The organism is Caballeronia terrestris, assembly GCF_001544515.1.
Lineage (GTDB): Bacteria > Pseudomonadota > Gammaproteobacteria > Burkholderiales > Burkholderiaceae > Caballeronia > Caballeronia terrestris.
Window position 1 is genome coordinate 104,380 of record NZ_FCOL02000017.1, and the last position, 22,202, is coordinate 126,581.

The following is a 22,202-nucleotide window of genomic DNA, read 5'->3' on the forward strand; positions in this document are numbered from 1 at the left end:
CGCGGTGGGAAACCCTGAAGTTCAGTACGAAGGAGACATCCATGCCACCTCTGCGCGCCACCAACCTTCTCGACACCATCGAAGGTGCCCGGCTCCATTCCAGCGAGTGCGCCCGCTGGCAGCGCTGGGGGCCGTATCTCAGCGAGCGCCAGTGGGGTACTGTCCGCGAGGATTACAGCGAGAACGGCACCGCGTGGGACTATTTTCCGCACGATCACGCGCGCAGTCGGGCGTATCGGTGGGGTGAGGACGGCGTCGCCGGCTTCGGTGACGATAAATTGAATTGGTGCGTCTCGCTGGCGCTCTGGAACGGCCGCGACCCGATCCTGAAGGAGCGCCTCTTCGGCCTCACGAACGCGCAGGGCAATCATGGCGAGGACGTGAAGGAATTGTATTTCTATGTCGACGGCACGCCCACGCATTCGTATATGCGCATGCTGTACAAGTATCCTCAGGGCGCGTATCCGTATGATGACCTGATTCGCGAGAACGCACGTCGCGGTCCCGATCTTCCCGAGTACGAGGTGCTAGACACTGGCGTATTTGATGACAACCGTTACTTCGACGTCCAGGTCGAATACGCGAAGCACACGGCCGACGACATCGTGATGCGCGTGACGATCGAGAACCGCGCCTCGGACGAAGCCGCGATCGACGTGCTGCCGCTCATCTGGGCGCGCAATACGTGGTCGTGGAAGGCTGCGTCGAAGAAGCCGTCGCTGACCATGATGACGAATTCGGGTGAACCGCACCTCGTCGCGCGGCATGACGGGCACGAGCCGATGATCGTCACGGCATCGGCGAATGGCGCGAACGTAACGTGGCTCTTCTGCGAGAACGAAACCAATGTCAAGCGCCTGTTCAACATGGACGGCCCGGGCCCGTTCAAGGACGGCTTTAACGATTACATCGTGCAGCACGATCAAGACGCCGTGAGCCACACGTCGGGCACGCGCGCAGCGGCGCATGTGCATCTGACACTGGAAGCTCACGGCCGCGCAGTCGTGGTGATGCGCTGGCGGCCGGAGTCAGCGCCGGACGTCGTGCCGCTCGACATCGACGCGCTTTTTGCGCGACGCATCGCAGAGGCCGACGCTTTTTACGCGGCACTGCAAGCCGATATCGACAATGCCGACGCACGCCTCGTCCAACGGCAAGCGCTTGCGGGCATGTTGTGGTCGAAGCAGTACTACCAGTTCGACGTCACACGTTGGATGGACGGCGATCCCGCGCAGCCGAAGCCGCCGAAAGGCCGCCGGCATGGGCGTAACGCCGATTGGCGGCATCTGTGCAACGCGGACATCGTGTCGATGCCGGATAAGTGGGAGTACCCGTGGTACGCATCATGGGATCTCGCGTTTCACGCGGCGGCGTTCGCGCTGATCGATCCGGCGTTCGCAAAGCGTCAGTTGCTGTTGCTGGTGAAGGACCGCTATCAACATCCGAACGGCCAGTTGCCGGCTTACGAATGGGCGTTCAGCGACGCCAATCCACCGGTGCATGCGTGGGCCACGTGGCGTGTCTACGAAATCGATCGTGCGATCACCGGCAAGGGCGATCGCGACTTCCTGGAACTAGTGTTCCACAAGCTGCTGCTCAACTTTTCGTGGTGGGTCAACCGTAAGGACGCCGACGGTCACAACATTTTCCAAGGCGGTTTCCTGGGGCTAGACAACGTCGGCATCTTCGACCGTTCGTCGCCGCTACCGACAGGTGGCCACATCGATCAAGCCGACGGCACCGCGTGGATGGCGGCCTACGCGCTCGACTTGATGCGCATCGCGCTCGAACTCGCCTACGCAAACCATGTGTTCGTCGATATCGCTGTGAAGTTTTTCGAGCATTTCCTGTACATCGCGGAAGCCGTCAGTTGCGAGGACGGCTGCGACACAGGACTATGGGACACGCCGGACGAGTTCTTCTACGACAAGCTGCGCCTGCCCGACGGTACGAATTTTCCGCTGCGCATCCGCTCGATCGTCGGGCTGATTCCGCTATTCGCCGTCCATGTGCTGGAGCAGAGCGTCCACGGCGATCTGCCGGGGCTGCGCGACCGCCTTGTGTGGTTCCTCGAGCATCGGCCGGATCTCGCGCGGCTCGTGTCTCGGTGGAATCAACCGGGCAAGGGCAATAGCCTCCTGCTGTCGCTATTGCGCGGGCATCGGATGAAGGCGCTGCTCAAGCGCATGCTGGATGAATCGGAATTTCTGTCGGCGCACGGCGTACGGGCGCTGTCGCGCGTGCATCGCGACGAGCCGTTTGTGTTCCACCACAACGGCGACAGCTTCTGCGTGCGGTATCTGCCGGCTGAATCGAATTCGCGCGTGTTCGGCGGGAACTCGAATTGGCGCGGGCCGGTGTGGATGCCGGTCAACTATTTGCTGATCGAATCGCTGTACGAATTCCATCGCTATTACGGCGACGAGTTTCGCGTCGAGTATCCGACCGGGTCGGGCACGACGCTCTCGCTCTCCGAAATCGCCGACGAACTCGCGCGCCGTGTCACCACGCTATTCCTGCTCGACAAGAACGGCGAGCGCCCGGTGATGGCTGCCTATCCGCTGCTTCAGACCGACGCGCGTTCACGCGATCTCGTGCTGTTCCACGAATACTTCCACGGCGACAACGGACGTGGCGTCGGAGCATCGCATCAAACCGGTTGGACGGGGCTCGTCGCGCTATTGCTGCAGCCGCGCGAGGTCGGCCCGTCGGGCGTGGTGCCGGTTCCGGGTGATGTCGAGGAGCAGAACGAGCTCGCTCCGGCGAAGTAGGGAGGTTCGCCGCTCTGCGTTTTCAAGCCGCCAGCACCTCCAGCGCCCTCGTCAGCAGCACCGGAATCGACTTCGAAGTCGGCGTTCCCGCTCCATCTGCAATTGAGGAAAGCGGCACGAGCGGGTTTGTTTCCGGGTAGTACGCTCCGAGGCAACCGCGTGGAATGTCGTACTCGACGAGTAAAAACCCGTCCACGCGCCGCTCGATGCCATCGTCCCATACGCTCGTGATGTCCACGCGCTCGCCGGGTTCGAAGCCGAGCATGTCGATGTCTTCGCGGTTGGCGAACAGCACGCGCCGCTGGCCGTAGACGCCGCGATAGCGATCGTCGAGACCGTAGATCGTCGTGTTGTATTGATCGTGGGAGCGCGTCGTCATCAATGTGAGGAGGCGTTCGCCGTGCTGCGCGCGTGCCCGATGGATCGGCGTATCAACGGAAATCGCGTGCACGAGGAATTGCGCCTTGCCGCTGGGCGTCTTCCAGACGCGATCGCGTGACGCCACACCCAAATGGAACCCGCCAGGATGCTTCAGCCGTTCGTTGTAGTCATGAAAACCGTCGATCACCTGCGCTATGCCATCGCGGATCAGCGCGTAGTCGTTCGCGTGGGAGAGCCAATCAACCTTGCCGCTGCCGAGCGTAGCGTGCGCCATCCGCGCGACGATCGCGATCTCCGACAGCAGATTCGGCGAAGCAGGCTTGTTCATACCGTACGAAATATGCACCATGCTCATCGAATCCTCGACGCTCACGCCTTGCGCCAAGCCGTTCTGCGCGTCGATCTCGGTGCGGCCGAGCGTCGGCAGGATCAGCGCGTCGCGACCGTGAACGAGATGGCTTCGGTTCAATTTCGTCGTGATGTGGACGGTCAGGTCGCATGCGCGCATCGCTTGCCAGGTGCGCGGCGTGTCGGGCGTCGCGATCGAGAAATTGCCGCCCAAGCCGATGAACACCTTCACGCGACCGTCGAGCATCGCCTGGATTGTGCTTACGACGTCGAGTCCGTGTTCGCGCGGCGGCTTGAAATCGTAAACCTCGCCGAGGCGGTCGAGAAATTCCTGCGTCGGCTGCTCCTCGATACCGACTGTCCGGTCGCCCTGAACATTCGAATGCCCGCGCACCGGGCACAACCCCGCGCCGCGCCGGCCGATATTGCCGCGCATCATCATCAGGTTCGACAGGATCTGCACCGTCGGCACGGAGTTCTTGTGCTGCGTGAGCCCCATGCCCCACGTCGCGATGACGGCACGCCCCTTCGCGTAGATGTCGGCGAGTTGCAGGATGTCGTCCATCGGGACGCCCGATTCCGCGACGATCGACGCCCAGTTTTCGGCGCGCAGGTCCGCGGCGAAGGCGTCGAAACCGACGGTATGTTCGGCGATGAATTCGACGTCGAGCACGCGTTCGGCGCCGGTCAGCAGGGCGGCGTCATCCAGTTCGATCACGCGCTTGGCGACGCCCTTGATCAGCGCAAAATCGCCGCCGACCTTCGGCCGGATGAACACGGAACTGATCTTCGTGCTGCCCATCGTGAGCATTTCGACCGGGTGCTGCGGGCTAGCGAAGCGCTCAAGCCCGCGCTCCTTCAGCGGATTGATCGAGACGATCGTCGCGCCGCGTTTCGCGCACTCGCGCAGTTCGCCGAGCATGCGTGGGTGGTTCGTCGCGGGATTCTGGCCGAAGAGGAGCAGGGTGTCGGCGTGCTCGAAATCGTCGAGCGTGACCGTGCCCTTGCCGATGCCCACCGTGTGCGGCAGGCCGCGGCTCGTCGCTTCGTGGCACATGTTCGAGCAGTCAGGGAAGTTGTTCGTGCCAAACATTCTCACGAACAATTGATACAGAAACGCCGCTTCGTTGCTCGCGCGGCCGGAGGTGTAGAAGGCGGCGCGGTTGGGGTCGTCGAGCGCGTGGAGATGGCGGGCGATCAACGCGAACGCGTCGTCCCAGGCGATTGGCACGTAGCAATCGCTCAAGGCGTCGTAGACGAGCGGATCGGTCAGCCGGCCGTGCTGCTCCAGTTCGAAGTCCGATTGCGCCATCAGTTCCGAAACCGTGTGCTGCGCGAAGAACGCGGGCGTCACGCGCTTGCTCGTCGCTTCAGCGGCCACTGCCTTCACGCCGTTCTCGCAGAACTCGAACGTCGATGCATGCTCGCGATCCGGCCACGCGCAGCCCGGGCAATCGAAACCGTCCGGCTGGTTTTGGGAAAACAACGTGCGGTAGTTGCCGCCCGTCACCTTTTCCTTGATGAGGTTGATTGCGACGTACTTGAGCGCGCCCCAGCCGGCCGCCGGATGGGTATAGGGTTCGATGCGGGCTTCTGGTTTTTTCATGATCTTGGGACCGGGATCAGGCGAACTAGCCGATGGACTCAAGACTACTGTGTTCCGAAATCACCGCGGCGCACAGAAATCCGAAAAATTGAGGGATACAGTTCGTTGATATTTGTCATAGACTGGCGTGATCTCAAGTGCGCGAGAAACCTTGAACCTCTACGAAAAGCTTGCCGACGAAATCGAGGAAGCTGTACGGCGCGGCGTGTTCGCGCCCGGCGAGCGGATCGCGTCGGTGCGGCACGCGAGCCAGCAACACGGCGTGAGCATCAAGACCGTGCTGCATGCCTATGCGCTGCTGGAGAGTCGGGGCATCGTTGAGACGCGCCCACAGTCGGGCTACTTCGTGCGCGAACTCGCCGCGCCGCGCGCCGTTGGGAAGAAGGCGCAGGCGAGCACGGTCGCGTCGGAGGTCGATGTGAGCCGGCTCGTGCTTTCCACGTTGCGCAGCATCCGCGCGAACGACGCCGTGCCGCTGGGCTCGCCGTATCCCGACCCGACGCTTTTTCCCTGGCGCCGTATCAACCAGTACGCGAACGCGATCGCGCGACGTCACGCGAGCTGGAACCTGATCGACGACCTGCCGCCAGGCAATCCGGAGCTGATTCGCCAGATCGCGCGCCGCTATGCCGAGAACGGCGTGCCGGTCGATCCGGACGAGATCATCATCACCGTCGGCGCGACCGAAGCGATCAACCTGAGCCTGCAGGCGGTCGCGAAGCCGGGCGATACGGTGGCCGTCGAGTCGCCGACCTACTACGCGATGCTCCACGCGATCGAGCGCCTCGGCATGCGCGCGATCGAAGTGCCGACGCATCCCGCCGACGGCATCGATATCGACGTGCTGGCGCAGATCATCGAAAAGCAGGCGATCGCCGCCTGCATGGTGATGCCGAATTTTCAGAATCCTCTTGGTTTTCAGATGCCGGATGCGAGAAAGGAGCGGCTCGTCGCGCTGCTCGCCGCGCACGAGATTCCGGTGATCGAAAACGATGTCTATCAGGAGCTCTATTTCGGCGAGACGCGGCCTTCGACGCTCAAGAATTTCGATACGAAGGGCCTGGTGCTGCATTGCGCGTCGTTTTCGAAGAGCCTGACGGCGTCGTATCGGATCGGCTGGGCGATGCCGGGGCGCTATCGCGCGCAGGTCGAAAAGCTCAAGTTCCTCAACACGCTGACGACGCCTTCGGTGCCGCAAGTCGCGGTCGCGGATTATCTGCGGCAGGACGGCTACGACCGACATCTGCGTCAGGTGCGCAAGGCGTATCGCCAGCAGGCGCGCATCATGAGCGCGATGGTCTTGCGGTTTTTTCCGGCGGGTACGCGCGTTTCGTCGCCGCAGGGCGGGTATGTGCTGTGGGTGGAATTGCCGGAACGCGTCGATTCAATGCGGCTTTATCAGGCGGCGCTCGGGCATGGCATCACGATCGGCCCCGGCATGATGTTTTCGACAAAAAATGACTTTCGCCACTTTATCCGGCTGAACTACAGCTATCCGTGGACGTCGCAGACGGAAAGCGCGCTGCGGACGCTGGGTGAGTTGGTGGCGCAGATGGCTTGAGCAACTTCGTTGCAAGGGGACCGGAGTAAGGCGCATGGAATCAGATTAAGGCGCTAGAGCGCCGGCTCCGGCCGACAGCGCCCACCACGGTTGACAGCAACTTCGTTGCACGGGCCGGAGCAAGCACAAAAGCGCCAACTTGGCCGACTGCAACCTCGTTGCATAGGGCCGAAGCATGCGCTAAAGCGCTAACCTCCGGCCGACCGCAACTTCGTTGCTGGCGCCACAGTAAGGCGCGTAGGGCTGGAGTAAAACACTAAAGCGCCAACTTGGCCGACGGCAACTTCGTTGCATGGGGCCGGAGTGGGGCGCATTGGACCAAAGCAAGGCGTCGATGCCGACCGCAACTTCGTCGCATGAAGCTGGAGTAAGCGCATGGGATCAGAGTAAGGCGCATGGGGCCAGAGTAAGCGCTAAAGCGCCAACTCTGGCCGACAGCGCCATCTCTGATCGACAGCGCTAACTCCAGCCGACAAAGGAACCAATCCGAATGACCGAAGAAATTGACCCAGCCCTCGCCGCCGTGCTCTCACAACTCTGGCGCGCCGAACAGGAAAGGCCCAACGACGCCTGGTCTTTAGCAAAGCTCTCGAAGCAAGCCAACCTGCCGATGAGCGCGCTTCGCCGGCAACTAACCGCGCTCGCCGACGGCGGAATCGTCGAGACGACGTTCACTGAGGAGGGTACCGGTACCGCGCGCCTGACCGGCATGGGCAAGGTCCTGTGCTCGCAGGTTTTCGGCGGACCGCTTCACTGAAATGGATATCCACGTCACGCTGGAAGGCCGGCGCGATCTCACCGGCCAGATCTACCGGCAGTTGCGCGCGGGCATCATCGAAGGACGGCTCGCCGCGAACGCGCGCCTGCCGTCGACGCGCGACCTCGCGACACAACTCGGCGTATCCCGAAAAACGACGCTCGACGTTTTCGAACGCCTGATTGCCGAAGGCTTCCTGACGACGCGCGCCGGCGACGGCACGTTCGTCGCCGACGGACTCACGCGCCTGCCGACCGCGCCAAAAGAGCCATCGTCGGCGAAGGCGCGCGCGGCCGGAATCTGGAGCGCTATGCCGCAAGACATGTCGATTCCGCTGCCGGTTTCGGGCCCCGCGTTTGCCTACGACTTCAAGGGCGGCGTCACCGACAAGACGCTTTTTCCGTGGGACGTCTGGCGCCGCTGCATCAATCAGGCGCTGCGCACGCAGCAGCGCGCGGGCAGCGGCGTGGGCGGGTATCGCGAGCCGGGCGGCGAGCAGGAACTGCGGCTCGGCATCGCGCGTTATCTGGCGTTCAGTCGCGCGGTGGTGTGCAACTGGCAGGACGTCGTCGTGACGCAGGGCGCGCAGCAGGCGCTCGATCTGCTCGCGCGCGTCGTGCTGCAGCCGGGCGATACCGTCGCGCTGGAGGAGCCGGGCTATCCGCCGGCGCGCGCGCTTTTCGCCGCGCTCGGCGCAAAAATCGCGCACGTGGCGGTGGATCGCGAGGGGATCGTCGTCGAGCGGCTTCCGAGGAACACGCGGCTCGTCTACGTGACGCCGTCGCATCAGTTTCCGCTCGGCATGCCGATGAGCCTCGCCCGGCGCGTCGAGTTGCTGGAGTGGGCGAAGCGGCGCCAGGCGGTGATCGTGGAAGACGACTACGACGGCGAGTTTCGTTTCGAGGGGCGGCCGGTGGAATCGCTAAAAAGTTTGGACCGCGCAGGGCTCGTCGCCTATGTCGGCACGTTTTCGAAGACGATTTTTCCTGACTTGCGGATCGGCTACGTAGTGCCGCCGGCGTCGCTATCGGAACCGCTCTGGACGGCCAAGCGCACCGGCGACTGGCACAGTTGCATGCTCACGCAGACGGCGCTCGGCACGTTCATGCTAAACGGCGAATTCGCGAAGCACCTGCGCCGGATGCATAAAGCGTATGCCGAACGGCGTGCGACGCTCGTCGGCCTCTTGACGGGCGAACTCGCCGATTCGTTCGAACCGATGCCCGCGACGGCCGGCATTCACCTCGTCGCGCGCCTAGCCGCGCCGTGGCAAGAGGACGACGTGGTGAACGCCGCGCACGGCGCGTCGGTCGGGATTTACGGCATTGGCGGCTTCTATGCGGGGGAGCGCCACGAGCAGGGCGTGCTGATCGGCTACGGCGGCGCGAGCGTCGAGACGATTCGCGCCGGTTTCGGCCGATTGGCCGAGTTGATGCCGGCGCTCAAGCGGTGAAAATCCTCACCCACGCCTTATCAGCAGCTTCGCGTGCGCCGTGGACGCATGCTGGCGCACGCACTACGCCGCACGGTCGGTTGCCCTAGCTGATGGAGGCATTCAGCGCGAGAAAAGCGTCAATTACACGGCTCAGCACTGCTCCTGCGCCGTGCATGCCCGCTTGCACACGCGCTGCGCTGCACGGCCGTTCGGCCGAGTTAATGTCGGCGGTCAACCTTGAGCGCTGAATCTGAAGCGCTTCGATCACACACATCAGCACCTGCTCCTGCGCCGTGCATGCCCGCTTGCACACGCGCTGCGCTGCACGGCCGTTCGGCCAGGTTGATGTCGGCCGGTCAACCGCTAAAAGACTTCAATTACGCAACGTCACCCCTTCTCCCTGCGCCGAGCACGCTCGCCTGCCGCAGGCTCGGCACGGCACGGCCGCTAGGCTGAACTGATGCCAGCGCTCAAACGCTAGACCACCTCAGTCACACAGCATCAACACCTTCTCCTGCGCCGTACAAGCCTGCTTTCGAACCCTCTGCGTCGTATCCGCCTGTGTACGTGCCGCGCTCTTCGGCGTGGCATCGGCGGCAGCGGCGGCGGTCCTGTGCGCGATGCAGGAACGCAGCCGCTTTTCCATCGGCGGATAGTATTTCCAGCCGCGTCCGAGCGCAGGCAATTCGAGATGGACCTGTTTCCACTTCGGATGGCCGTTGGCCTGCAAATTGTCGAAATTCGTGCACAGCGAATCAGCAAACTTTGTCAGCGTGCCGACCGTGCCCTTCAGCCCATAGTCGTAGGTCACGAGGAACGCCTTCACGGTCAGCGTCGGGGTTTCTTCCTGAATCCAGTTCGGATAGCTCGTCGTGCGGATCGTCGCGGGGAAGTAGGTTTGCTTCGCGCGCGCGGTTTCAGGCGCGCTCGGGTCGAGGCGCAGCAGCTTGATCTGCTGCAGGAGTTCCGGATTCATGTCCTGAAACAGCTTCGCGGGCTGGCCGGCCACGACGATCGCGACGTCGATCTTGCGCACGATCAGCTTCGCGAGCGCGTCTTCGTTGCTGAAGTGCTGCGCGTTCTGCTCGGGGATCGCTTCGCCGAACATCAGTCGATAAAGCGTCGCCGCCGACTGCGCCGTGCCGCTGCCGATCAGCCCGACGCTGATGTTCTTGTCCTTGATTTCATGGATGTATTTGAGCGGCGAATCCGAGCGCACGACGAAATAGATCTCCTCGTCGTAGAGCGGCATGATGAGGCGCAGCGGCTGGATGATCTTGCCGGCATCGGCGTTGCCCGAGGTCGCCATGTCGACATAGGCCTGATACACGTCCGATTGCACGAGCGCAAATTTCACGTTCGGTTCATAGCGCATGCGCTGGACGTTCTCCGCCGATCCCTTGGAGGCCAGCACTTCGAGGTCGATACCGGCCGGGTCGGCGACCCATTTCGACAAATCCTGGCCGATCTGGATATAAGTGCCGCGCTCGGGGCCGGTCACGATCTTGTAGGCGACGTCGGCGGCGAGCGCCTGGCCCACGCCATTGAGGCCGCACAGGACAAGGAACGCCATTGCCCAGCGCGTGATTTTCGACGAGACCATGTTTTACCCTTTGTGTCGGAGTTGGACGGGTGTTACGAAACTCGCGCGACGAGGCGCGGCGCGTTCGGCGCGGCGCTCACGTCTCAAATGGCCGGACCCCACGTTCCGGCGCCCCTCGTGGCGATGGTTCAGCGCGCCGCTTTCGGCATCGAATCGCCGCCGCTCCAGCCGAACTGCTTGATCGCGCGCTCGATGTCGTCGGCGTTGCCGGTCGTCGGCACATCTGTCGCCGATGCGCCGTAAGTCGCGGCGGCACGGGTCGGCGTGGTGGCGGCCACGGCGGTCGGCGTGGCTCGCGCCGGCACCGGCGCCTGCGCACTGCCGTATGACGGCGCTTTCGTCGCCACGGGAGCAGGAGCGGGCGCAGTGACGGTAGTAGTAACGACGGCGGGCGGCGGCGTCATCGCAGCCGCGGTCGATGTGATTCTGGTGCTCGGGGTCGTGGGCGTCGTAGCGGCGGCTGGCGTCGCGGGATGGACGCTCGCGGTCGATGGCGACGTGGAAAGGATTGGCGGCGAGATGGCCGGGGCCGGCATCACCTTGACGCTGTTCGTCGACGAATCGGTTGCGGGTGCGCTGCGGGCGTATGCCGACGAGCGGCGGCTTTCGCGGGCCGTCGCCCGCGTTTCTGCGGGCTGCGCTGATGCAACCGATGGCTTCGGCGGCGCCGCAGCGGGCTTCGCAGCCGCGACTTTCGCTTGGGGAGCAGGCGCGGGAGCGGGCGCAAATACCGCAGACGGAGCGGGCGGTGCTGTCGAGGGAATCGCCGACATGATGGCGTCAGTCGCAGACGTCACAGGTGGCGTCGTAGCGACGGCCGGCGCAGGAGCCGCAGCCGGAGCCGCTTTCTTCTTGAGCGCAGCAATTGGCGGCGTGCCCGCAAGCCAGCCCGCGTGCGAGATGACGCGCTCGAGCATCGCCTGCGATTCGGTGTTGCTGCCGTCGATCGCCAGCGCTTCGCCCGCGTTCTGCTGCACGCACGCCCAGGCGGAGGTCTTCTCGCACGCCCGCGCGAGTTGCAGCGCGGCGTCGCGTTCGAGTTCGTGCTGCGCGAGTTCATCCTTGAGACGCTGCACGTCGGGCCGCGACTGCAACGACGGCGAGATACCCTTCAGCCGGGTGCGCGCCGCCATCAGATCGTGCTGCTCCATCGCGCCACGCGCGGCCAGCACGGCATCGCCGGTGGAAAGCGGCCGGTTCTCGGTGGGCACTACCTTGTCGATGGCAGCCGCCACGGCCGGCGGCAGCGAAACTGGCGGCGAGTCGCTCTGGACATAACCGCCCGATTTCGAATCGATGGAACCTGACGCGCTGTGTTGCGTCGACGGCGCCGCCGGTTCCTCGTCGGTGCTGTCGTGCATCAGGTAGGCGACACCGCCCGCGAGCAGCCCGATCGTGCACACGGCGGCGATCGCCGTCTTGCGACGACTCCATCCTTCGGATTCGGGGAGGACATCGGGATCGGCTTCGAATTCGGGCTGCGGTCGACTATCCGCGTTGTCCGGCGCGGCCCAGTCGGGCGCTACGGGTTCGGAAGCAAGCGGCGCCGAAGCCGATGCCATCGAAAACATGCCGGACGGCTCCTTCACGCGCTCTTTGGTGCGTTCCTCGCCGAACGCGGCGGCGCGGTCGGCGCCGCAATTCGGGCAACTGTCGGCGTTCTTGCGCAACGTGCTGCCGCAGCGCTGGCAGACGACGGAGAACATGGATGCAGGAAAGGTAAGACGGGTAGTCATGCTGAAGCCCTCGAAGGACATGTGCTTATTTCCATGCCGCCATGCATGCGGAAAGCGGGTCATCGCCACGGTTTCTCGCGAGCAGCAATCCTTCGTTCTCCCCATGCGCCACATGCACTGATAGTGGGAAGCGACAGGTCAAATATGTGTCAACTCGTAAAGGACGTCAATCACGGTTCGTACTGATGGAAACATCGAATCGGAGCATTGCCGACATTTGCACGACGGTCGAAAGCAGTGATTCTTCAGCCGAAACAGTCGCTGCGATCAGTCCAAAAACGCCGAGCTTCTGTCGGATTCATGCTTTCCAACATATTGAGCGCCGAGCGCCGGTTTTGAACCGCCAATTTCCAGCTTAAAAGAGACAAGGCCGCATTCGTTTCGATGCGGTAGCGGACGGGGGTATTGAGGGGACGCAATGCTAAAAAGAACTGTGCGACAGCGAACCGACCGCGGCCGGTTCGCATCGTCAAAAGAGGTGTGATGAGGGTTTACTTGCCCCAACGCAAAGCAAGCGGATCGAGGCGACGCGCGACTTTGAGCAACCCCTCGCGCACGGCCGGATGCATCGGCGCGAGCGGATGGCGCACGGCCTCCGAGCGGATCACGCCGCCTTCCTTCATCAGCACCTTGCAGGCGGCGAGACCGCACTGACGGTTTTCATAATTGATGAGCGGCAGCCATTGCTGATAGAGCGCGGCGGCTTTCTCGCTATCGCCAGCGAAATATGCATCGATGATCTGGCGGATGCCGTCCGGATAACCGCCGCCCGTCATCGCGCCGGTCGCGCCGGCATCGAAATCGGGGATCAGCGTGATCGCTTCCTCGCCGTCCCAGGGGCCGACGATCGCGTCGCCGCCCAGTTCGATCAGTTCGCGCAGCTTCGACGCCGCCTGCGCCGTCTCTATCTTGAAATACGACACGTTCGCGATTTCCTTCGCCAGCTTCGCGAGGAACGCGGCCGAAAGCGGCGTGCCGGCGACGGGCGCGTCCTGGATCATGATCGGGATGTCGATCGCGTCCGACACGCGGCTGTAGAACTCGTGAATACCGCGTTCGCCGACGCGAATCGTCGCCCCGTGATACGGCGGCATGATCATGACCATCGCGGCACCCGCGTCCTGCGCGGCGCGGCTGCGCTCGGCGCAGATGTGCGTGCTGAAGTGCGTCGTCGTGACGATTACCGGCACGCGTCCCGCGACGTGGTCCAGCACGGTCTTCTGCACGGCGCTGCGTTCGTCGTCGGTGAGCGCGAACTGCTCGGAGAAGTTCGCGAGGATGCAGATGCCGTCCGATCCGGCGTCGATCATGAAATCGATCGCGCGTTTCTGGCCTTCGAGGTCGAGGCGGCCTGCGTCGTCGAAGATGGTCGGCGCGACGGGGAACACGCCGCGATAGGGTTGCGCTTGGGCCATGGCACTCGTCTCCTTGATGTTGGTGTGCGCTGACTATACGGCCGCGCGAGCCGCGCTGTATAGTGAATCCTTTCCATCGCGTGATCGCTTTTGCGACTCACACAGCGCTTCGGTCCGGCTAATGAAAACCACGCTCGATGTCCTCATGACGCGGCTGCGCATGAAGCAGCTCCAACTGCTGATCGCACTCGACGATCACAAGTCGCTCCACAAGGCATCGAGCGCGATGGCGATGACGCAATCCGCCGCCAGCAAGGCGCTCGCCGAACTCGAGGCGATGCTGGAAGCGTCGCTTTTCGAGCGCGCGAAGAGCGGTTTGACGCCGAATCCGTTTGGCCGCTGCGTGATCCGCTACGCGCGCGTGCTCGCGACCGATCTCGCGTCGCTCTGTCAGGAGGTGGCGGACATGCGCGCGGGCACGGGCGGGCGGCTCGCGATCGGCGCGATCATGGGCGCGGTGCCGGATGTGGTCGCGCCGGCTGCGAACGAGTTGCACGCAAGCCATCCGGGTTTGTCGATCGAGATCGTCGAGGACACGAGCGCGCGCATGCTCACCCTGCTCGACGACGGTCATCTCGACCTCGTGATCGGCCGCGCGAGTGTGTCGGAGCAGCCGTCGAAGTATCACTATCAGCCGCTTTATGACGAACCGCTGTCGGTGGTCGTCGCGCCCGATCATCCGGCGGTGGAGGACGACACGCTGACGCTCGCCGATCTGACCGGGCACCGCTGGATCACTTACCCGAGCGCCATGCCGATGAACGCGCTGCTCGCGCGCGAACTCGATCTCGCCGGCCTGCCGATGCCCGCCAATCCGCTTTCGACCGCCTCCACGTTCGCGACCGTCGCGTTGCTGCAGCACGGCGCCGATCTCGTCTCTATCCTGCCGACGGACGTCGCGCAGCTTTTCGCCGCGCACGCTATGCTGCGCATCCTGCCGGTGCAGCTCAAGTCGAAGTCGCAGACCTTCGGGATCGTGACACGCAAGGGCGGGGCGTTGTCGCCATCGGCGAAGCAGTTCGTGCAGTTGCTGCGCGACCGGAGCCGGCTGGCGAGGGCTGCCGTCATTTAAGGAACCGTTTAAGGTGCCTTTGTCGGGTTTAGTTGATCCGCAATTGTGTCGGCCTATACTTTTGGTTCGCGCCCGGCACGCCGTCACAAAAAGCTCGCGCGGACCCTCAACGATCATAAACAGGCGCCAACGCGCCATAGCGAGCGGGAAATCGGCCATGAGTGACACCTCTGCCGGCGGGCTTGACGGCCTCGTCGCAACGCTGCGGGCGCAGCAGACGACGCTCACCGAACGGTGGATGAAGCTCGTATTCGGCGACCTCGACGTCGAACACTCCGACCAGCTCACGTATCGACAGCTCGCGGATCATCTGCCCAGCATCTTCGAAGAAATCTGCATCGTGCTGGAGCGGCGCAACCTGCGCGACCAGGAAGTCGCGATCGAGCGCAATGCGCGCCAGCACGGGCAATGGCGCTGGCAGCAGGGCTACCGGATCGACGAGCTTGTGCGCGAACTCGACCTCTTCCGGCAGGTGCTGCACGCCGCCATCGGCGAATACGCGCACGAGCACGCGGACTTCGAGCGTGCGGCGGAAGAACATGCGCGGCTCATGACCGATGAAATCGTCAGTTTCGTGACGCTTGCGTCGATTCGAGAGGCGGTCAGCGAACGCGACCGCAAGATCGACGAATACACCGGCATGCTGGAGCGCGCCAATCACGAACTGACGCTGCGTCAGCGACTGATCGGCGATCTGTACGAATCGCGGATGCAGGTGACGCGGCGCGTCGCGCACGACCTGCGCAATTTTCTGAACGTGTTCTCGACGGCGTTGCAACTCGTCGGCCGCTCGCCCGCGAAGAAGGACACCGCGCTCGCGTTAGCGAACCGGCAGGTCGGCGACATGGCGCTGCTCGTCGACGAGATGGTCGAATATTCGAAAGTGCTCGGCGACGATTCGGCGCTGACCGTCGAGCCGTTCGAACTGCCGGCCCTCTTCGACGAACTGATGCAGGCGAGCCACGGCGCCACCGAGGCGAAGGGTCTGAAACTCTCCGGCCACATCGATCCGGCGCTCGGCATCATCACGTCGAACCGGCTGAAGGTGAAGCAGGTCGCGTACAACCTGCTGTCGAACGCGATCAAGTACACGGCGTCGGGCGAGGTCGCGTTGTCGATGCTCGCGGCGGGCGAGGGCCTGTGGAAGCTGCGCGTCTCGGATACGGGCGTGGGCATCGGCGTGGCCGACCACGAGCGCGTGTTCGAAGAGTTCGAACGCGCCGCCACCGACGACATCCCGGGCACCGGCCTGGGGCTCGCGATCGTGAAGGAGCTCTCGCGCGCGCTGAAGGGCGATCTGCGGTTCCAGTCGTACAAGGGCAGCGGGAGCGTGTTCGAAGTCACGTTCCCGGTGACGCTCGTGGTCGAAGGCGGGGGCAATGGACCGGATGTCTTGCCCGGCGCGAACTGAAACAAAACCGACATCGTTTGCCTCTACCATCGACAACCTCGTGAAAACGCCACTCATCCGGGGAAACTTGTCATGTCAGAGCACGTCGTCAGGCCGTCGCGCCGCCTCCTTCTCAAAAGTCTCGCAAGCGGCGCGGGGCTTGCGCTCGCCGGCTCGCGCATCGGCGACGTGCTCGCGCAGGGCACCGCGCCCGCGGCCGTGACGTCGAACCGGCTGCGGCCGCTCGTGCCAAGCGGCGTGATGAGCGGCGACGTCACCGCGACGAGCGGCATCGTCTGGAGCCGCGCGGACCGGCCGTCGCGGATGATCGTCGAATATTCGATGAGCGAAAGCTTCAAGAGCGTCGAGCGCCGCATCGGGCCTGCCGCGCTCGAAAGCAGCGACTTCACCGCGCGCATGGACCTGACGGGCCTGCCACCGGGCGCCGACGTGTTCTATCGCGTGCGCTTCCAGGACCTCGTCAACGACAAGGCGTTCAGCGAACCGGCGACAGGACGCCTGCGCACCGCGACGCTGAGCGCCGACCGCCCGGTCACATTCGTCTTTTCCGGCGACGAAGCAGGGCAGGGCTGGGGCATCAACGAGCGCTTCGGCGGCTACCGCATCTACGAAGCGATGCGCCGCGAGTCGCCCGATTTCTTCATCCACTCGGGCGACCAGATTTACGCGGACAACCCGATCCAGGCCGAAGTCAACCTGCCCGACGGCTCGCTCTGGACCAATGTCGTGACCGAGGCGAAGTCGCACGTCGCGCAGACGCTCGACGATTATCGCGGCGCCTTCGCCTACAACCATCTCGATGCGAACAAGCGCCGCTTCATGGCGGAAGTGCCGTTTCTCGTCCAGTGGGACGACCACGAAGTGCGCAACAACTGGTATCCAGGCCAGCAGATCGGACCGGAGGAAAAGCGCTACCAGACGCGCGCCATCTCGCTGCTCGCCGCGCGAGCGAAGCAGGCGATGTTCGAATACAACCCGTTCCGCATCAATCAGCTCGATCCCGAGCAGGTGTATCGCGGTTTCCAGTTCGGGCCGCTGCTCGACGTGTTCATGCTCGACGAGCGCTCCTATCGCGGGCCGAATTCGCCGAACCGTCAGACGAAGCTCGACGCCGAGTCGCAGTTTCTCGGGCCGCAGCAGGCCGCGTGGCTCAAGCAGTCGCTGAAGGCATCGAAGGCGGCGTGGAAGGTGATCGCGAGCGACATGCCGATTTCGCTCGTCGTCCCCGACGGCAATCCGGACGTGCCGAAGGGCACCTACGAAGCGTGGGCGAACGCGGACGATGGCGCCCCGTCCGGCCGAGAGCTGGAACTGATGGACATCCTGCGCTTCATCAAACGCGAGAACATTGCGAATGTCGTGTGGGTCACGGCCGACGTGCACTACGCACAGGCGACGTATTACGATCCGTCGCGCGCGAAATTTTCGGAATTCAAGCCGTTCTGGGAATTCGTCGGCGGGCCGATCAACGCGGGTACGTTCGGCCCGAACGAGCTCGACATGACTTTCGGACCCGTACTGCGCTACGTGAGCATCCCGAAGGACAATCCGCAAAATCAGTCGCCGGCTGCGCGGCAGCAGTACTACGGCCGCGCGAAAATCGATCCGGCGAGCCGCGCGATGACCGTCTCGCTGCACGATCTCGACGGCAAGTCGCTCTGGGAAGTGAAGCTCGATCCCGAAGCTTGAGTCCCGTGGCGCATCGGTTCAAAGCCGATGCGCCACTCCATCGCGCTTACTGCCCGAAGAACGTATCGCACGCGGCAGGCGCGCTGCAACTCCCCTGACGATACCCCGACGCAGCCATGCTCTTGCTGTCCTGCGCGCCGCCATACGACGTCCAGTCGTCAGACGAAAGCGGGCGCGGTGCTTCGGCGGTCTTCTCCTGCGCGCCCGCGAGTGCGTCGTCCTGAGCCTCCTGCGCATAGCCCGCGCCCGTGACGGCGCACAGTGCAACGGCGGTCGCAGCGATCAACAGTCTTGCTTTCATGTCCAACTCCTTCGTTTGCGCACGCCTGACGTCATCGGCGGCGTGCTGTAGTGGATAAGCCGCTTTCCCGAAGGCGAGCAAAACCACGGGCAGACGCGTCGCGCCGCCGCATGTTCAAGCCGAAACGTGGAAAGCGAACCGATGCCGGTTCAGGCGATGCTGCGCGCCGTGCCGGCCTTGTTGCGTTTGCGCCGGACGTGGCGTGGGCTGCGTCCGTCGACGGACTTCATGGGTCCGCACGCACAAGCTGAAGTGCGTAGGCAAACGTTAAAGCGTGGCGCGGAGGCTGGACAGCCCTCTTGTGAAGGGCGAGGAACGGGGGGATTTGATGTGAAATAAACGCTCAATACGCGAGAAAGCCGCGACCCGAAGGTGCGCGGCTCTTTGCCTTTGGAGCGCGAAGCTTTCTTAGCTCACCACTTCCTCGACCTGCGTTTCTTCCTCATCGACCGAGCTCCGGATCAGATGATCGAACGCAGCGAGCGATGCCTTCGCGCCTTCGCCGACCGCAATCACGATCTGCTTGAACGGTACGGTCGTCACGTCGCCGGCGGCGAACACGCCGGGCACCGACGTCGCCCCCTTCGCATCGACGACGATCTCGCCATGACGCGACAATTCCACCGTGCCCTTCAGCCACTCGGTGTTCGGCACGAGGCCGATCTGCACGAAGACGCCTTCCAGATCGATGCGCTTCGTTTCGCCGGAGCGCAGGTCCTTGTACACGAGACCATCGACCTTCTTGCCGTCGCCGGTGATCTCTTGCGTCTGCGCTTGCGTGACGATCGTCACGTTCGCCAAGCTCCGCAGCTTTTTTTGCAGCACGGCATCGGCGCGCAATTCCGCACCAAACTCGATCAACGTCACCGCGCTCACGATGCCCGCGAGATCGATCGCCGCCTCGACGCCCGAATTGCCGCCGCCGATCACCGCGACGCGCTTGCCCTTGAAGAGCGGGCCGTCGCAGTGCGGGCAATACGCGACACCGTGATTGCGATACTCGCGCTCGCCCGGCACGCTGATTTCACGCCAGCGCGCGCCGGTCGCGAGGACGATCGTCTTCGCCTTCAGCACCGCGCCGTTCGCGAGCCGCACCTCGTTGATGCGCCCCGGAATCAGCGCGGCGGCGCGCTGCACGTCCATGATGTCGACGTCGTAGCTCTTCACGTGCTGTTCGAGCGCGGTTGCGAACTTCGGCCCTTCGGTTTCCTGCACGGAGACGAAGTTTTCGATCGCGAGCGTATCGAGCACCTGCCCGCCGAAGCGCTCGGCGACGACCCCCGTCGCGATGCCCTTGCGCGCCGCGTAGATCGCAGCCGCCGCGCCCGCCGGGCCGCCGCCGACGATCAGCACGTCGAACACCGGCTTCGTTTCCAGTGCCTTCGCGGCACGCGCGCCGGCGTTGCTGTCGAGCTTCGCGAGGATTTCCTTTACGCCGGTGCGGCCCTGCCCGAACACTTCGCCATTCATATAGACGGTCGGCACGGCCATGATCTCGCGCGCCTCGACTTCGCCCTGGAACAGCGCGCCGTCGATCGTCACCTGCTTGATGCGCGGATTGATGATGCTCATCACGTTCAGCGCCTGCACGACTTCCGGGCAGTTCTGGCATGAGAGCGAGATATACGTTTCGAATTCGTAGTCGCCGTCGAGATTGCGGATCTGTTCGATCACGGCATCATCGAGCTTGACCGGATGGCCGCCGACCTGCAGCAGCGCCAGCACGAGCGACGTGAATTCATGGCCCATCGGAATGCCGGCGAACCGGATACCCGCGTCCTTGCCCGGTTCGCCGATGGAAAACGACGGCTTGCGCTCGTCGTCGCTATGCTTTTCGATCACCGCGATGCGGTCCGACAGCGAAGCGATTTCCTCGAGCAGGCTCTGTAATTCGCGCGACTTTTCGCCGTCGTCGAGTGAGGCGACGATTTCGATCGGCCGGCTGACCTTCTGCAAATAGGCTTTCAACTGAGTCTTGAGATTGGCGTCCAGCATGGCGTTTTCGAATTCCGTGACGAGGCGTGTGATGCGCGGACCGGCTGCTTCCAACCGGCCCGCGTCGTGCGAGTGACTCAAGACGCTTAAATCTTGCCGATCAAATCGAGTGACGGCGTGAGCGTCTCGGCACCCGGCGTCCACTTGGCGGGGCAGACTTCGCCCGGATGCGACGCCACGTATTGCGCAGCCTGCACCTTGCGCAGCAATTCGCCCGCATCGCGGCCGATGCCGTTGTCATGGATTTCGCACAGCTTGATCTCGCCTTCCGGGTTGATCACGAACGTGCCGCGCAGCGCCATGCCTTCTTCTTCGATCAGAACGTCGAAGTTGCGCGAGAGGGTGAGCGTCGGATCGCCGATCATCGGGTATTGAATCTTGCCGATCGTGTCCGACGTGTCGTGCCATGCCTTGTGGGTGAAGTGCGTATCGGTCGACACGCCGTAGATCTCGACGCCAAGCTTCTTGAATTCCGCGTAACGGTCGGCCAGATCGCCGAGTTCGGTCGGGCAGACGAACGTGAAGTCGGCCGGGTAGAACACGACGACGGACCACTTGCCTTTGAAGTTCTCTTCCGTCACGTGGACGAAATCGCCCTTGTGGTAAGCGGTTGCCTTGAACGGTTTGACTTGGCTGTTGATGATCGGCATTGCGTGAATCCTTAAGTGGGTGTTGAAGAAGTGAATGAATTATGCGTTTTACCTATCGATTTAAGGAAATCGATTAATTTTATCAACGTGATACCGTTTCTCTATGGCCCCGATTCGCCACGGTTCAGTTCTGCTCGAAAACCGGACCGGCAGTAAGATCGGTCGCACCGGTCCTGCGCCGTGTGGCGCGGGTTGGCCGAAATCCATCTGGAGGTCGTAATGAAAATAGGCATCATCGGGGCGGGCAATATCGGCGCGGTGCTCGCGCTGCGTTTCGTCGAGCACGGGCACGACGTGAAGATCGGCAACTCGCGCGGACCGGCGACGCTTGGCGACGTCGAGCGGGAGACGGGGGCCAAACCGGCCGAATTGAAGGACGTGGTGAAGGGCGCTGACGTGATCGTCGTGACGATTCCCGAGGCGAAGGTGCCGAACCTGCCGACGGACCTGTTCGCGGACGTGCCGGCAAGCGTCGTCGTGATCGATACCGGCAACTACTATCCGCGGCAGCGTGACGGCCGCATCGCGGGGATCGAGGAGGGCGCGACCGAAAGCCGCTGGGTCGAGCAGCAGATCGGCCGGCCGGTGGTGAAGGCGTTCAACAATATCTACGCGGCGCACCTGCGCAACAAAGGTGCGCCGGCCGGCACGGCGGGGCGCGTCGCGCTGCCGGTCGCGGGCGATTATCCGCAGGCGAAGGCGGTTGTGCTAAAGCTCGTCGATGAAGTGGGCTTCGATGCCGTCGATGCCGGCACCATCGACGAATCGTGGCGCCAGCAGCCCGCGTCGCCCGTCTACACCGGCGATTTCGATGCAGAAGGCGTGAAGGCCGCGCTGGCGAAGGCCGACCCGGCGCGCAAGCCGGATTGGCGCGCCACCGACAAGAGCCCAGGCAACTTCGAAAATCCAGCCTAAGCGTGAGGCAGCCTAGTACAACATCACCTAAATAGCTTTAATAATTAGGCACGTTAATTATCGGGTTGCAAATACGGCTCCAGGAGCGTGACGACCAGCTGTGCCATCTTGTCGAGCGACCCGGCGCCTGGCAGAGGTTCCCAACGTCCACTATGGCTGCGAAAGGCCGCGCCATAACGATTACGGCCAAGCTCGGTCAGCCTCGCCACCACGGTCGGGTCCTCATCGTCCAGACGTTTGATCAGCAGGTGACGTCCGTAGGCTTGCGTGACGATCTGCTCATGGCCGAGCAGGCCGCGCAGTTGACGCTGCAGTTCGGCAGCGTAATGTTTGGTGGGTAAAGCTGGCATGTCGGTTCCTCGATTACGATGCGCCGCTTTGCAGTGGATAGCCCCGGAAGCTCCATTTGAACGGGCGTGCCACCTGATTGTGCTCGCGGATGAACTGCTCGGTGCGCTCGCGCAGATGCTCGGTACTGGTGTGGCTCGCATGGCGCAACACTCGGCGCGTGTAGCGGGCAAACCAGAGTTCGATCTGATTGACCCAGCTTGCGTGC

Annotated in this window: 16 protein-coding genes and 1 pseudogene; 8 read left to right on the forward strand and 9 right to left on the reverse strand. The window is 63.4% G+C overall.

From position 1 onward, the window contains the following. Window positions 1-41: 41 nt before the first annotated feature. Window positions 42-2,771, forward strand: coding sequence for an MGH1-like glycoside hydrolase domain-containing protein (locus AWB67_RS16545; protein ID WP_087657336.1), 2,730 nt, complete (start codon window positions 42-44; stop codon window positions 2,769-2,771). A gap of 22 nt (window positions 2,772-2,793) precedes the next feature. Here the strand turns inward: AWB67_RS16545 and AWB67_RS16550 are convergent, their stop codons facing one another. Then, window positions 2,794-5,106, reverse strand: a complete 2,313-nt coding sequence (locus tag AWB67_RS16550; protein ID WP_087657337.1) for an FdhF/YdeP family oxidoreductase — start codon at window positions 5,104-5,106, stop codon at window positions 2,794-2,796. A 151-nt stretch (window positions 5,107-5,257) separates the two neighbouring features. Between AWB67_RS16550 and AWB67_RS16555 the strand changes: the two genes are divergently transcribed. The 3 genes from AWB67_RS16555 (at window position 5,258) to pdxR (ending at window position 8,877) form a co-directional block, all read left to right on the forward strand. Beyond that, window positions 5,258-6,667, forward strand: coding sequence for an aminotransferase-like domain-containing protein (locus tag AWB67_RS16555; RefSeq protein WP_087657338.1), 1,410 nt, complete (start codon window positions 5,258-5,260; stop codon window positions 6,665-6,667). A 490-nt stretch (window positions 6,668-7,157) separates the two neighbouring features. Further along, entirely contained in the window at window positions 7,158-7,424 is a 267-nt protein-coding gene (locus AWB67_RS16560; RefSeq protein WP_087657339.1) for a helix-turn-helix domain-containing protein, read from the forward strand. A gap of 1 nt (window position 7,425) precedes the next feature. Further along, entirely contained in the window at window positions 7,426-8,877 is a 1,452-nt protein-coding gene (pdxR, locus tag AWB67_RS16565) for a MocR-like pyridoxine biosynthesis transcription factor PdxR (RefSeq protein WP_087657340.1), read from the forward strand. 469 nt (window positions 8,878-9,346) lie between these two features. Here pdxR and AWB67_RS16570 read toward each other — a convergent pair whose 3' ends face one another. The 3 genes from AWB67_RS16570 to AWB67_RS16580 form a co-directional block, all read right to left on the reverse strand. Then, window positions 9,347-10,462: a TAXI family TRAP transporter solute-binding subunit gene (locus tag AWB67_RS16570; protein ID WP_087657341.1), complete on the reverse strand. Its 1,116-nt coding sequence runs from the start codon at window positions 10,460-10,462 to the stop codon at window positions 9,347-9,349. Window positions 10,463-10,590: 128 nt separating this feature from the next. Continuing rightward, window positions 10,591-12,198 carry a zinc ribbon domain-containing protein gene (locus tag AWB67_RS16575; protein ID WP_125477608.1) on the reverse strand — a complete coding sequence of 536 codons (1,608 nt, stop codon included), beginning with the start codon at window positions 12,196-12,198 and terminating at the stop codon, window positions 10,591-10,593. A 491-nt stretch (window positions 12,199-12,689) separates the two neighbouring features. Beyond that, window positions 12,690-13,613: a dihydrodipicolinate synthase family protein gene (locus tag AWB67_RS16580; protein WP_087657343.1), complete on the reverse strand. Its 924-nt coding sequence runs from the start codon at window positions 13,611-13,613 to the stop codon at window positions 12,690-12,692. Window positions 13,614-13,734: 121 nt separating this feature from the next. Here AWB67_RS16580 and AWB67_RS16585 point away from each other — a divergent pair, with 121 nt between their 5' ends. From AWB67_RS16585 to AWB67_RS16595, 3 genes are all read left to right on the forward strand, one after another. Beyond that, a complete protein-coding gene (locus AWB67_RS16585) occupies window positions 13,735-14,685 on the forward strand; it encodes a LysR family transcriptional regulator (RefSeq protein WP_087657344.1) in 951 nt (316 codons plus the stop codon). Window positions 14,686-14,842: 157 nt separating this feature from the next. Beyond that, on the forward strand, window positions 14,843-16,096 hold the full coding sequence (locus tag AWB67_RS16590; RefSeq protein ID WP_087657345.1) for a sensor histidine kinase: 1,254 nt from the start codon (window positions 14,843-14,845) through the stop codon (window positions 16,094-16,096). A 72-nt stretch (window positions 16,097-16,168) separates the two neighbouring features. Next, window positions 16,169-17,785: an alkaline phosphatase D family protein gene (locus AWB67_RS16595; protein ID WP_087657346.1), complete on the forward strand. Its 1,617-nt coding sequence runs from the start codon at window positions 16,169-16,171 to the stop codon at window positions 17,783-17,785. Between the two features lie 46 nt (window positions 17,786-17,831). Here AWB67_RS16595 and AWB67_RS16600 read toward each other — a convergent pair whose 3' ends face one another. From AWB67_RS16600 to ahpC, 3 genes are all read right to left on the reverse strand, one after another. Further along, window positions 17,832-18,086 carry a hypothetical protein gene (locus AWB67_RS16600; protein ID WP_087657347.1) on the reverse strand — a complete coding sequence of 85 codons (255 nt, stop codon included), beginning with the start codon at window positions 18,084-18,086 and terminating at the stop codon, window positions 17,832-17,834. A 408-nt stretch (window positions 18,087-18,494) separates the two neighbouring features. After that, entirely contained in the window at window positions 18,495-20,081 is a 1,587-nt protein-coding gene (ahpF, locus tag AWB67_RS16605; RefSeq protein WP_087657356.1) for an alkyl hydroperoxide reductase subunit F, read from the reverse strand. A gap of 86 nt (window positions 20,082-20,167) precedes the next feature. Beyond that, the gene (ahpC, locus tag AWB67_RS16610; protein ID WP_087657348.1) at window positions 20,168-20,731 is read right to left on the reverse strand and encodes an alkyl hydroperoxide reductase subunit C; all 564 of its coding nucleotides are present in this window, start codon (window positions 20,729-20,731) and stop codon (window positions 20,168-20,170) included. Between the two features lie 219 nt (window positions 20,732-20,950). On the opposite strand from ahpC, the gene AWB67_RS16615 reads away from it, so the two are divergent. Then, window positions 20,951-21,646: an NADPH-dependent F420 reductase gene (locus AWB67_RS16615; RefSeq protein WP_087657349.1), complete on the forward strand. Its 696-nt coding sequence runs from the start codon at window positions 20,951-20,953 to the stop codon at window positions 21,644-21,646. 53 nt (window positions 21,647-21,699) lie between these two features. Here the strand turns inward: AWB67_RS16615 and AWB67_RS16620 are convergent, their stop codons facing one another. Continuing rightward, on the reverse strand, window positions 21,700-21,996 hold the full coding sequence (locus tag AWB67_RS16620; protein ID WP_087135144.1) for a hypothetical protein: 297 nt from the start codon (window positions 21,994-21,996) through the stop codon (window positions 21,700-21,702). Window positions 21,997-22,009: 13 nt separating this feature from the next. Further along, window positions 22,010-22,202, reverse strand: a pseudogene (locus AWB67_RS16625) (IS630 family transposase); the annotation flags it as partial.